General features: G+C 33.6%; 7 protein-coding genes. 1 reads left to right on the forward strand and 6 read right to left on the reverse strand.

Annotated features, from left to right (window positions below; all coding sequences use genetic code 11):
* Positions 1-673: 673 nt before the first annotated feature.
* From OXU93_RS06310 to priA, 5 genes are all read right to left on the reverse strand, one after another.
* A complete protein-coding gene (locus OXU93_RS06310) occupies positions 674-1,417 on the reverse strand; it encodes a peptidylprolyl isomerase (RefSeq protein WP_267383328.1) in 744 nt (247 codons plus the stop codon).
* 543 nt (positions 1,418-1,960) lie between these two features.
* Complete coding sequence (locus OXU93_RS06315; protein ID WP_267383329.1) at positions 1,961-3,631, reverse strand: acetolactate synthase large subunit; 1,671 nt, start codon at positions 3,629-3,631, stop codon at positions 1,961-1,963.
* 171 nt (positions 3,632-3,802) lie between these two features.
* Positions 3,803-5,170: an NAD-dependent succinate-semialdehyde dehydrogenase gene (locus OXU93_RS06320; RefSeq protein WP_267383330.1), complete on the reverse strand. Its 1,368-nt coding sequence runs from the start codon at positions 5,168-5,170 to the stop codon at positions 3,803-3,805.
* Between the two features lie 1,056 nt (positions 5,171-6,226).
* Positions 6,227-7,183 (reverse strand): RluA family pseudouridine synthase, encoded by a 957-nt coding sequence (locus tag OXU93_RS06325; RefSeq protein WP_267383332.1) that lies wholly within the window; start codon positions 7,181-7,183, stop codon positions 6,227-6,229.
* An 881-nt stretch (positions 7,184-8,064) separates the two neighbouring features.
* Positions 8,065-10,587 (reverse strand): primosomal protein N', encoded by a 2,523-nt coding sequence (gene priA / locus OXU93_RS06330; protein ID WP_267383334.1) that lies wholly within the window; start codon positions 10,585-10,587, stop codon positions 8,065-8,067.
* 795 nt (positions 10,588-11,382) lie between these two features.
* Between priA and OXU93_RS06335 the strand changes: the two genes are divergently transcribed.
* Positions 11,383-12,510, forward strand: a complete 1,128-nt coding sequence (locus OXU93_RS06335) for an RNA polymerase sigma factor, RpoD/SigA family (protein WP_267383335.1) — start codon at positions 11,383-11,385, stop codon at positions 12,508-12,510.
* A gap of 1,300 nt (positions 12,511-13,810) precedes the next feature.
* Here OXU93_RS06335 and OXU93_RS06340 read toward each other — a convergent pair.
* The gene (locus OXU93_RS06340) at positions 13,811-14,557 is read right to left on the reverse strand and encodes a Stp1/IreP family PP2C-type Ser/Thr phosphatase (RefSeq protein ID WP_267383337.1); all 747 of its coding nucleotides are present in this window, start codon (positions 14,555-14,557) and stop codon (positions 13,811-13,813) included.
* Between the last annotated feature and the right edge of the window lie 3 nt (positions 14,558-14,560).

Consider the following 14,560-nt stretch of genomic DNA (forward strand, 5'->3'; position numbering starts at 1 on the left):
ATTTTGAATAAAAATATCTTATCTAATGACATAAATTTAACTTTATAGCTAATATATACTTCATTTGTTAATACTATTTAATGAAAATCAGTCTATTAAAGTAGAAAAATTTAATAAACAAAATTTATTTACTTGATATATTTTTTATAGATTTATAAAAAATATATCAAGATGATTATCTAGGGTATAAATCTGCGGAAAAATTTTAATAAATTAAATTAGGAAAGATTTTCTCTTAATGGAATAGGTGATAAGATATATAAAGTTTTTAGAAGTTTAATATCCCAACTTAGTAAAAATAACCTTAATAGTCGTTAATTCATATTTTATGAAATGAAATACCGTCTTTTTCTCTAAATAAGTTATCAACACTATAAAATACTTTTGTGATATTAATATGAGATTTTATCTGCACAGCACTTATATTTTAACAAATGCTGATTTTTGTATAAATTTACTGTTTTCTTTTTTATCTATGGTTTTTTATTATGTTAATGTACAAAAACACAAAATTCCTGCGGCTTAGCAGCAGCATAGTCGCAGGCTTTCAGTAAATCCAGTTTATTGAATAAGCCGACAGACTCAAATCTTAGAACTGTATCACTCCCAGTCTCACTAAAGCTATCATCAATAAGTCATCTAGATTACTATTTTAGTATTAAATATCTATGAGTTATAGTTTTAGATTTTCTAAACCAAAAATAACTTTAGCTGAGTCAATATGATCGCCCTGTTCAATATTATCAATGGTATCCATTCCTTGAGTTACATAAGCAAACACAGCATAGTCTCCATCGAGAAAAGCTAAGTCTGACAGAGCAAAATAGAATTGGGAAGAAGCACTATCAGGCATTTGGGAACGAGCCATAGCCACTGCGCCACGGGTATGGGGCAGAACTACTGTTTTTTTTACAGAAGCCCCTTGTCGACCTAAAGCTCTACCATAGATAGGTTTTTCGTCCCCATCTAACTTAATTTCAAGGGGAACATAACGAGTTTTCTTGCTATCAGGATCAACAAAACTCCCAGTTCCAGTTCCTTGGGGATCCCCCCCCTGGGCTACAAAAGGTTGAGGATCTTTAACTACTCTATGGAAAGTCAATCCATTGTAAAAGCCACGGTCAACTAAATCAATAAAATTTCCAGCTGTGACGGGAGCATCTTCTCCATTGACTTCAATCGTGACAGGGGAGCCTTTGATGATCATTTCTACTATTGCTTTGCCCTCAAGTCTGGGAACATAGTTGTCCATATCTAATTGATTATCTTGATCATTCAGTATTGATTGAATCGAGTTTTCACTAGTATTGGCATCAGAAGAAGTCGCTGATGGACTGGAACATCCTGTTAAAAACAAACCGCTAACTAAAATTAAACAAGCCAAGATAGTTGACCAACGCTGTAGTAATTTTTTCATTTTGATTCTCTAATATTATGGTTGGCAATCATTATAAGCCCTCGAGGTAGCTTCAAAAAACAAGCTAATTTAGTCCTTTGGTCTTCTAATTCTGATAGAAAGATAAGTCCTTCCCACATAAGTTAAAAGAATTCCCTTACATTGCTTAATCAGTAGATAGAAAGAGTTTGTCTGTCATTTAATCTTTTTTGAATACCAGTCTATATAGCTTAGACATTTTTAAGAACATCTATAAACTTCGATAGGGTTGAGTTCCAATAGTGGACTTTTTCCTTTTCCTTCTTGAATCTATTCTGGATTTCTCTAATGTTTAAAATAAAATCAGACTGGAAATAGAATCTATAAGTTAGGCTAGCAGTTCGATGGTATGGAAGATTTCCTGATGAGTAAATTGAATTACTTTTTTATCGTTAACAAAGAAAATGCAAAGTTTAAGATAACTAAATATCCAACTTAAAGAATAAAAGTATTCTTATTCAACCCACTATTTTGTGGTTATTTTATGACAATGGCTCGGGGCGTAAACTAGCAAGATTGCATTTTTCAATTTACTTTTGGGTTAGCTATGCTTAGTCTACATTTTAAATTTCCTGACTTTTTGGAAAAACGGATATTTTCGCCATAATCAACGGGGCAATCAATAACTGCGGGAACGTCTTGTTCTAAAGCAGTCTTTAAAGTAGGAATTAGGTCCGCAGCTGACTCAACTCGATATCCTTTTAATCCCATACTTTCAGCAAATTTAACAAAGTCAGGATTGCTAAATCTAATAAATGCTGATTCTCCGAACTGATTAAGTTGTTTCCATTCAATCAACCCATAACCATTGTCGTTAAAAATCAAAGTAACAAAAGAGGTTCCGACCCGTAAAGCAGTTTCTAATTCCTGACAATTCATCATAAACCCGCCATCTCCTGTGACGGCTACCACCTTCTTATCAGGGTGAACCAACTTAGCAGCTATCGCTCCTGGAATAGCAATTCCCATGGCAGCAAACCCGTTAGATATCAGACAGGTATTGGGAGTATCACAATGATAATGACGAGCGATCCACATTTTATGCGCTCCTACATCAGAAATCACAATGTCTTCTGGACCCATTACCTGACGTAAATCATAAATAATCTTTTGGGGTTTAATAGGATACTCTTTATCATGGGCGTATTGTTTATAATCAGCGACAATTTCTTTTCTTAAACTTGTCACAACCTCTGTTAATTGTCCCTGGCGATCAGCTCTTTTCAGTATATCTATCAAGGAATCAGAAATGTCACCAACTACTTCTACTAAAGGAATATAACTACTATCAATTTCAGCCGCTTCCATGCCTATATGAATAATAGGTGTTGTTCCCTCAGGATTCCATTTTTTAGGAGAATATTCAATTAAATCGTACCCTACTGCGATCACTAAACTACATTTTTCGAAGGCATAGCTAATCAAATCCCGTTGCTGTAATCCCAAAGTCCATAAAGCTAAAGGATGAGTGTAAGGCACTATCCCTTTGCCCATAAAAGTATTGACTACTGGAATATTCAAGGTAGTGGCAAATTTTGTTAATGCTTCACTGGCTTGAGCGCGAATGGTTCCATTACCTACCAAGATCAGGGGGTTTTTTGCCTTTGAAATGGCCATAGCCGCTGCATTTAAACTACGATAGGAAGCGTACGTTTTTTCTTGTTCATCTTGTTTAAGAGGATGCCCAAAAGCGGGCATAGCGGCAATATTTTCTGGTAAATCAATATGAACTGCCCCTGGCTTCTCACTTTTTGCTATTTTAAATGCTTTTCTAGTAATTTCAGGGGTAATACTTGGACGGACAATTTGCTTGTTCCATTTAGTTACTGGAGCAAACATGGCTACTAAATCTAGATATTGATGAGATTCAATATGCATGCGATCAGTTCCCACCTGTCCTGTGATAGCTACTAATGGCGCACCATCGAGGTTAGCGTCAGCTACTCCTGTCATCAAATTAGTTGCCCCTGGACCAAGAGTAGACAAACATACTCCTGGATTTCCCGTCAGTCGCCCATAAACGTCAGCCATAAAAGCTGCCCCTTGTTCATGACGAGTAGTGATAAATTTGATAGAAGAATGCTTTAATGCCTCAAGGACATGGAGATTTTCTTCTCCAGGAAGTCCGAAGATGTACTCCACTCCTTCATTTTCTAGACATTCAACTAGTAATTCAGCTGTTGTTGGCGCCCCCATAATTACTATCCCTAAGATTGATAAATCATTTTAGTCTGTACTGATCTCTAGACAATCTTTACCGAAGGGAAGACGTATTTTAGTAACTTCCTTCGGACTTTTAATTGTGAAATATTTATCCAAACTAACCAAAAATACTTGAATATAATCTGCTCAGTATGGCAACATTAATCACTTGATCCAAATAGTTTTTACGTTGACAAATTCTTGAATGCCTTGAATACCTAATTCTCGTCCGTAACCTGATCTCTTGATCCCGCCAAACGGTAAGCGAGGATCAGATTTGACTAGCCCATTGATAAAGACGCATCCAGCTTCAAGCTCTTCCACCAATTGTTCTTGTTCCATAGGATTATTAGTCCAACCGCTAGCTCCTAACCCAAAGGTGGTACTATTAGCTAATTCAATAGCTTCATCGAGATCTGCAACCTGAAAGAGTAATGCAACAGGACCAAAGAATTCATCACTATAACCAGGAGAATCTACAGGAATATTTTTTAAGATAGTTGGAGGATAGAAATTTCCAACACGATCACGGTCAGGTTGACCACCGACTAAGATTTTAGCCCCTTTGGTTACAGTTTCTTGAACTTGTTTATCAATATCTTGAAGAATTTTAGGCGTAGCCAAGGGTCCAATATCTATCTCTTCTAACATGGGATCACCCATTTTCAGAGTTTGAAATTTTTTTACTAAAAGTCGCTCGAAACGTTCAGCGACTGATTTGACTAAGATAAACCGTTTTGCGGCAATACAAGATTGCCCATTATTATGCATTCGGGCAGTAACGGCAGTAGTAGCAGCAGCTTCAATATTGGCACTATCTAAGATGATGAAAGGGTCACTCCCTCCTAATTCTAAGACCGTTTTTTTTATATTTTTTCCCGCTGTAGATAAAAAACTAATCCCAGCCGGTTCACTCCCAGTTAAGGTTCCTGCTTTTATGCGCTTATCAGTCATTACGGCCTCAACCTGCGGGGCACTTATTAAGAAAGTTTGAAATGCCCCTTCCGGCAATTTAGCAGAGTTAAAAATTATTTCAATGGCTAGAGCGCATTGAGGGACATTAGAAGCATGTTTAAGAATACATACATTCCCAGCCATTAAAGTGGGGGCTGCAAAACGAAAAACTTGCCAAAATGGAAAATTCCATGGCATGACAGCTAAAATTATTCCCAAAGGTTGATAGCGAATAAAACTGCGATTGGCCTCAGTGACTACTGGAATATCCTTAAGAAATTCAGAAGCATTTTCGGCATAAAAACGGCAAACAAGAGCACATTTTTTGATTTCGTCCATTGCCTCTTTAATAGGTTTTCCCATTTCCAAGGTTATCAGCTTAGCAAATTTGCAATAGTCTTCCTCTAAAATGTCGGCAGTATTGTTTAACCATCGACTTCGTTGTGCCATTGTCGTTTTACGATATTTTTTAAAAGTTTTATCTGCCAGGGCAAGCTTGGTCTCAATTTCTGAGTCTGTTAGTGGTTCAAAAGTCTTTAAAATTTTGCCTGTTGTTGGGTTTACTGTAGCAATACTCATAATATTTGTTTTCCCTATTGACTAGGGTTACTTTAAATTTATATCCTTGTTTCAGTGTGCTGTTCATTTGTTGACCAAAACGGTATTCTTTGTAAATTTTTAACTTCTATGCTTTTAAAAAACTTTCTATATCTAGTTTTAGAATTCAAATTCTATATGTTACGCGTACTTGCCGACTCGAAAGTTTATATTTAAAACTTTAGTCTCGTTAGAGAGAGAGCTTAATCACTTACTAAAGATATTAAGTATTTTTGCAGCTACTTAATATCTTTAGTAACTAATGTGGCTAAGTCGTATTTTTGGAGAATAGTGTACCTAATTTACCCCCGTACAGATGCTGTTCTAACATAATAGTATTTCAATATTTTTTTTACACAATCAATAATAGTTTCAGTTATAAGAAAATTAACTTACTATTAAGTTAATACCATTTTTAATTGTTTTTTTAACGAAATAATATTAAACTCGAAAATAACTAAATATCTAGTATACAGACTTTTTAGCTTGACTAAAATAAAATTATATAAATGGTTAAATAGAATTACTAGATAATCTTTGAAGCAACTTTAGACAATAAGAACAGAATAATAATTCTTTAAAATAAAAGTCTGATAAATCTCAATAAATAGTTTTAAAAATCAATTTTGTATCAGTTTCTTAACATGAGACATTATAGTTTCCGTAAGTTAATACATTTTATCCTACAATAACTGCATAATAGTTAACTTATTACTTTAAAATTACGGCAGTTTCCATAAATTGTATGGTAAAATAATTGATGAGATCCTATATACAAATAACGAATTAAAGATATTATTTTACAGTAAATCCGAATTAATATTTTTATTTGTTAAACTTAATTGAATTAAAAGTTTAGGTCTAAAAGAACTAAGTATCAGCTCTATACAAGTTTTTGTTTACATCATCACAAGCATATCATTTTATCAAAAGTAGATACCATAAAATAATTAAAAAAAGTATGCATTTTCTGTTTTAAGCCAGACAGTTAGAGTGTAGACAAATCCTACTTAGAAAATCAACTCCTTGTTGATTTTTCTAACATCGTTTACGCAATATAGATAAAAGTTTAGTAAAAGCTTCTTGAAGAGGAGCAATTACTTCGATTGGTTTTCCTGTCACTGGATGTTCTAAACTTAACTTGTGAGCGTGTAAAACCTGACCCGTTAAATTTACTCCGACTGATCCTTTAAAAGAATATAGTGGATCGCCTACAATAGGATGACCAATATAACTACTATGAACCCTTATCTGATGAGTGCGTCCAGTTTCCAGGCGAAATTTAACGAGAGTATAGTTCCCTAGCCTTTCCAATATTTCCCAATGAGTTACCGCCTCACGTCCCCCCTTTTCCACGGGGACTACTGCCATTTTTTTGCGGTCGACCCTATGACGGCCAATTGGCAAATTGATTGTACCATTGTTCTCCTGGTTGTGAGTAAGACTACTCCCCTGTTCCTTAAAATGAGGAATACCGTAAACTATACCTAAATACTCTCGTCTCGCTGTTTTTGTTTTCAACTGACTTTGTAGGTGCTGGTGAGCATGATCAGTTTTTGCTACCATTAAAGCTCCTGTTGTATCCTTGTCAAGACGATGAACAATCCCTGGTCGTTGTACTCCTGCAATTCCTGCTAATTTAGGAAAATGGTACAATAGTCCATGGACTATTGTATTAGTGGAATGGCCAGGAGCAGGGTGAACTACTAAGCCTGCAGGTTTATTGATAATGATGAGAGAGTCATCTTCGTAAAGAATATCAAGAGGAATAGGTTCTGGTTTCAGATCCAACTGTCGAGGAGGAGGAAAAGAGATAAGAAGATGATCTCCTGAACGAACCTTAGTTTTCTTATTGGTACAAATTTGACGGTTAATTTGAACGTTCCCTTGTTTAATGAGCTTTTGAAGATGTGATCGGGAAACATCTTTTAAATTTTGAGACAACCAAAGATCAAGGCGATCACTTGTTTTCATTACGGTTAACTCTATTTTCATTCTCTAATATCAAATAGTAAACTAGGTTTTATTGTCAGTTATAGTAACCTAACTAAGATCTAAAATAGATTAATTTATTCTTATTTTTACTTAGAATTTAGTCATCAAGTCTTTAGTTGATTTACTCATATATTAATAGTTGTTTATTGTACTTTAATTTAAACTATTAAAGTGCTACTCTATAGTACCTTAATAGTTTAAATATTTTAGCACATAGTTATTATTAATAGAATAGATTATATCTAGATATTTAATATAATAATCGTCAATTTAATTGAGTAAGGTTAATACCAAAAATACAGATAGAATATTTCTACATAAAAAATTTGTATCTTGACGGTATTTATTTATATGAGGCTAAACTTAAATTATATAAATTAGAATAGATTAATTTTTTAAATTATTGTATGATGTATGCGAGATCTGTATGATAGACAATTATTAAAAAACACTTTCATATTTACTTATTCTAAAGGAGAGAAGATGGTAAGTAATTAATTGATTAAATATTGTTGACTGACTCCTAGCGATACTAATTTTTAAAATAGATATATTGAACATTAGTAATAGTGGTATCTATTTTTTATTAAGTTTAGTCACAATATAATTTTATATTTTTATCTATTAAATAGAAAATAAGACTTGATATTATAAAATATTCAATGTTTTATTAAACTTATAGGTGATTGCCTAACAAGGTATTACTTAGATTATATAATTATATAATTTTGTATTTGAATATATTACTCTCATTGTAGCCTATGAAAATTTATGCAAAAAGCTATCTTAAATAGCCGTTATTTTAAACATATATTTATCGTATTGCTTGATTTAATCAAATAAATATAGAGATAATAGAAAAATTTTACATATTTTATTGATTAATCAATTCTTAATGGATCGATATCAATGGTTAAATTTACTGATTGAGGACAAGCCATTTTTAAATCATTAAAATCTGGAATAACCACCTTAGTATTATAATCAAATTTCAATAAAATATGCCAACGATAACGCTTAGCTATTCGCATAATATTGGCTGGTACAGGACCTAAAATATCACAATTTTTTCCTATTTTTTTACGGCAAATATCTCCTAATACTTGAGAAGTTTGTTCAACTTCTACTTTATTAGTTCCACTCAATCTAATTAAAATTAATCGTCCATAAGGAGGATAATTTAATACCTCTCTTTGAAGTAATTCTGTTTCAGCAAAACTTTGATAATCATGGGAACTAGCTGATTTTATAACAGGATGTTCCGGAGAATAAGTCTGGATAATTACCCGGCCAGGATCATTTCCTCTTCCTGCTCTTCCTGCCACTTGAGTTAAGGTTTGAAAAGCTCGTTCTGCTGCTCTATAGTCAGACAAGTGTAGTAGTTCATCTGCCGTCACTACTCCTACTAGTGTGATTTGAGGAAAATCTAACCCTTTAGTCAACATTTGAGTTCCTACTAATAGATCTGCTTTTCCCTGAAAAAATTTAGTTAGTAAACTACGATGAGCACCTTTCGTTCTTGTCGTATCACTGTCAAAACGTAAAGGACGTAGAGAAGGAAATAGTTTGGTTAATTCCTGGATTACTTTTTGGGTTCCACTACCAAAAAATTTTAAATAAGGAGAACTACATTGAGGACATTTACTTGGTTGACTTTGACTATAATTACAATAATGACACCTCAATAGTTTCATTGCTCCTTCATGAGTATAATGGTAAGACAAAGATACATCACAATGGGGACATTCTAAAACGTAACCACAACTTCGGCAGGAAACAAAAGTGCTATGACCACGATGGTTGATAAATAGAATGCCCTGTTTCTTTGAATTTTCTAACTCAGCTAAAGCGTTCTGTAAAGAACGACTGAAGATAGAACGATTTCCTAATTTTAATTCTCGTCTCATATCTATAATTTCTACTGGGGGTAAAGGACGAGATTGAACTCTTTCCGGTAAAGATAGGTAGTGAAAATTAGGGGATGAGAAGAGAGATAAAGGAAGGGAGTTATCTGGATCTGTGTTTGCTGTTTTTAGCCAAGTTTCTAACGAAGGGGTAGCTGATCCTAAAATTATTGGACAGTTATCTATTTCTCCCCGCCATAAAGCAACATTACGGACATGATAAGTAGGTGAAATTTGAGTTTGTTTAAAACTAGAATCATGTTCTTCATCAAGGATAATTAATCCTAAATTTGGTAAGGGTGAAAAGATTGCTGATCTAGTTCCAATAATAACTTGAGGTTGTCCTGTCAACATTTGTCGCCAAGTATCGTACCTTTCTCCCCTGGATAAACCACTGTGGTATACATAAACTTTATTTCCAAAACGAGATCGAAATCGATCAGTTAATTGAGGAGTTAAACCAATTTCGGGAACTAAAATTAAAGCAGATTTTTTTTTTTCTAATAAAGGGGCAATCGCTTGCAAATAGACTTCTGTTTTTCCTGAACCTGTTACTCCATGTAATAGAATTTCTGCGAAACCTTCTATAGATTTAATAGTATTTAAGGCTTTTGTTTGAAATACAGTTAGTGATTTAGGGTAATCTCTATTTACTTGAGGTTGTTCTAATAACCTTAATTTTTCTTGATATTGAATGGTAACGCATCCTTTTTCTTCTAAATTTTTCACTACTTGAGAACTTCTGTTACAAAGTTTAACTAATTCTGTTAACCAACATTTTCCACCTTGCTGATGCAATACCTTTAAAACTTCTAACTGTTGTTTAGTCAAATTTGTGGGGAAGTCATCTACTAGTAAAGTAACAGCTTTTTGTTGTTTTGCTTGGTTAATCCTAGGTGGTTCAAGATAACTTTCAATCAAACCCTGTTGACTCAATTCTCGTATTCCCTGACTTGCTCCTCTAACTTCTCTATGTAAATACTGACTACTATAGTTTCCATATTTTTGCAACAGCAATAAATTTAAAATTTTTCTAGCTACTGGACTACAACAAGTTTCAGCTTCAGGAGGTAAAACCTTAGATTTTAAACGAATACGACGTTGTGATCGCCCTAGTAATCCTGGTGGTAACGCCCCTCGAATTACCGTCATCAAGTCCGTACAATAATACTGGGCAACTCGACTAAGTAATTTCCAATATCCAGGGGAAAAAAATTCTGTTGTAATTACATCTTCAACATTCCGAACTCGTTGTATGTCGAGATTATGAGGAAGAGAAGTGACTAGACGGATAGCAATCCCTCCTATCATTTGAGAACCAAAGGGGACATTGAGAATATCTCCTGGTTTTAGATTTAATCTAGGAGGAATACTGTATGTATATAATCCTTGTGTCCCTGGACAATCAACCATCACCTCAACCCATTGTTTGGAAGATGCTCTTACCTCATAGTGAGAGTGTGATTTAGCTGCAATAAAAGTTTCTGTGTGATGGTCCATAGTCCTTGATACTTTTTTAAAGTAAATTATAGTGATCCTAATAGAATTGCATCAACGAGTTGACTTATTGTTTTAGAACCCAAGGCATACCAACAAAGCTGAAGTCACTAATAACACTCGCTAGTGAACTGTGCCCTATTTATCAAAATATCTTTGCTCACACAGAGAAGAATTTTAATAAAAATTTATTTACACTTACACTAAAACTTTATCTAATACATTTAAAGTATAAATATATACCATTATTATTTTTTTTAAAGGTTAATTATCGTTAATTTAATTTTTTTTGTAATAAAACTTTATTATAAAATCATAAAATAACTGTTTTAAAATCAGAAAAATTCAGTATTATCATTTTTCTTGATATCCTTGATTGTCACTTAGGTTAAAGATGTTATATATTTAGACAATTGAGGATTTACTCTCCATAAAATAAAACAAAACAAAACTTCATCAACTTATTTGTTATTTTGTAATTAGACAAACAAAAACTTTAAATAATTCTGGTAGCTTAGTAGACATGACCGTTCACAAAAGAACAATTTTGACACAGGCAAAATTGTAGTCTACTAGGAAACACTAATGACTTAGTCCCTCTATTTCCTTGTTGAGAGGCTATAACTTTTCTTTATTTTGATAGCTGTTTATTTGGGGTTATTACTTAATAAAACATTAAATATTTTCTCCAAATTGCATTCGATAACTACAGTTCAGCTTCATAAAACACTTGACATTGTACCTAGCTCTATTGTTCCCGATTTTATTGATCTTTTTACCCCCCATTCTCATTTATTTATGAACATGACTAAGATGATCCAAGACCATTCCTTGACTGCTCCATTAGATCAAGAGACTTTTGATCCAAATAGTATCGAGCAAGTTAATGCCGATCTTCACGCGGTTGAAGTAGAGTTTTCGTCATTATCTAATGCATTAAGCAATCAGCACTCTGATGAATACCGCAAGGCCGTTTCGGATGATACTGTTGGAGCATTTTTTAAGGAAATGTCACGTTATCCTTTGTTAGAACCTGAAGAAGAGATTGAATTAGCTAAAAATGTTCAATTTTTAGTAAAAACAGAAGAACAACGTCAGCAACTAAAAGAAGAATTGCAGCGTTTTCCGACAAAAGGGGAGTTAGCCGAAGCAATGGGATTTGATATCCAACGGCAGTTTGAAAGTCGTCTTTATCGAGGACGTACTGCCAAACGAAAAATGATTCGCTCGAATTTAAGGTTAGTTGTTTCAATTGCAAAACGGTACCTAAATCGGGGGGTTCCCTTTCTAGATTTAATTCAAGAAGGAGCTATTGGTTTAAATCGGGCAGCTGAAAAATTTGATCCGAATAAAGGCTATAAGTTTTCTACCTATGCCTATTGGTGGATTCGTCAAGCCATTACTCGTACTATTGCAAATGACGCACGGACAATTCGCTTGCCAATTCATATTGTTGAAAAACTTAATAAATTGAAAAAAGCACAACGCATTTTGAAACAAAATTTGCAACGCAACCCTAATGAAAAGGAACTAGCTATAGAGTTAGAAATGACACCTTCTCAACTACGTCAGTTGCTGCAGTTGCGCAGGCAATCTCTTTCGTTAAACCATCGCGTTGGAAAAGGAGAAGATACAGAATTAGTGGACTTATTGGAAGATCAGGAACTACAACTTCCTGAAGAACAAATGAGTGAAGGAATGTTGCGTAATGAAATATCAGCAGTGTTAAGTGATGTCCTTACTGAACGGGAAAAAGATGTAATCTCTCTACGCTATGGATTGTCCACTAGTCAACCTCACACTTTAGAAGAAGTAGGAGGAATGTTTAACCTCTCCCGTGAACGAGTTCGTCAAATTCAGAGTAAAGCCATGCGAAAATTGCGTCGTCCTCAAGTTGCTCGTCGCTTAAAGGGATGGTTACACTAGTTATTTTATTAGATGATTGACAGTGAATTAGTAGGTTGTTGTGGTCGAGTCAGTAGTTAAAGCTAACTGTACAGAATGGTCTTAAGGTGCTGCTATTTACTGTTAATCAAAAAAAGATTTATGGAAAAAGTCTCGGAATACGTTCTGCTTAATCATTGGATGTTATATTGTTTTTGTTAATTCAATCCTTAGCTAGATATAAAAATATCTCTCATCAAGTAATAGGAGATGCAAGGAAATTGCGGTGATGTTTATTCAGAGAAAGACCCTATATGGGGTCTTTCTCTTTGTTAAACTAGTCCAGAAATCCATGTCAAATATTTATTTATATTACTTAATTATCATTGTCAGATAGTCTGGAAATATTTATTAATTTACTTAGTTCAATTAACGGTTAAACAGGGGAAACGACGAGTAAGATAGTTGGAGTGGAATATTTGAGATTAGAATAATCTTATACTTAAATTTTATCAAAAAATTATGATGATATATTACTTAATCAACGTATATATTCAGATAACTGAGAATACTTTATCTAAATTAGTTAACGATAACTAATTTAGCTGCCAATGACAAAGGATATTTTACATTAACTAATTAAAGATAGTAGTTAATGTCAGTCTTTCTAAAAACTAGATAAGTCATTTAAAAGAAGTATAAAATAGAAGACTAATAAAAAAATAGGGATAGTAAAATACTTAGTATTTCGATAGACTCAAGAGAGTAAAAATCGTCAATATTATTGATTTGATACATAAAATTTTGTAGAGACTGTGATTGCATTCACTGTTTATAATTGTGTTACTCAAAGATGGTGTGAATACTTATTTATTGAAGAAAAAAGCAAGAAAACAGTTTAGAAAAAAAGTTAATGAAATACTAGGAGTATATTTAACTGTGAATATTAATACATTTTAGCTAAAATGCTTATACTAAGTATTTACATAAAAAGCATTACAAAAATATGGGTAAATAAATTAAAATTTAACTTCTTGAATATAGGTGTGTAATTTGTTAATATTTATATGTAGTTTGCTATTTACTATAATCTGTGAACAATGTTTAGACAAAGATTATAAAAATATTGAGTCGTTATAAATCACAAAAACATCCAACTTATTAACAGATAGATTGCACCCATACCTATTTTAGGGGATAAGTTAGATAACTAATAACATAAATAATTAAAAATTACTGCCCTGGTCTTTTCAGAGTGAAATTATGAAGCAGTAATTTATATAAATTTAAGTCTGTTTTAATTAGCTATGCTTATTTTGTTAATCATATTATTAAGCTCATTCTATTCAATATCATGAATTTCTTTTCCTTCAACAACAATAACTACCGTAATATTATCCGATCCTCCAGCCTCTTTAGCCATTTCTATGAGATTATTGGCAACTACCTTACAAGCTTTTTCTTGTTCAAAAAGCTGCTGAATGGTTTCATCGGAGACTTCTTCAGTTAATCCATCACTACATAACAATAAACGATCACCAGGTTGAATATCCAGATGGGCAACCTCAATGGTATTAATATCCTTACGCCCTAAACATTGGAATAGAACATGTCGCCAAGGATGAGTTGTCGCTTGTTCTCGGGTAATATCCCCCATTTTCAACGCCCGTGCCACCCAAGTATGATCCTCTGTAATTTGCTCAAGATCAGTGTCACGGAAGCGATAAAGACGAGAATCTCCAATATATGCATACCAAGGTTGATTATTTCGGAAAATAACTGCCAAAGCTGTTGTCCCCATATCTCCCCGTTCAGGATAATTTTGTTGATCAGTAAGAATTCCTTGATTAGCTTTTAAAAAGGCTTCTTCAAGGAGAATATGAGAAGGAGTATTAGAATCCCAGTGAGTCTCAAGATAAGATTGAATCTCCCGAGTAGCAATCAAACTGGCTTCTTCCCCTCCAGCATGACCTCCCATACCGTCAGCCACAATAAAAAACCGACCTCCAGGGTCGATGTGGAAATTATCTTGGTTAACTGATCGCACAATGCCCGTATCAGTTAACCCCGTGAAGCTACGATTCATCATTGG

This window comes from Cyanobacterium sp. uoEpiScrs1 (assembly GCF_947331815.1).
Classification (GTDB): Bacteria; Cyanobacteriota; Cyanobacteriia; order Cyanobacteriales; family Microcystaceae; genus Rippkaea.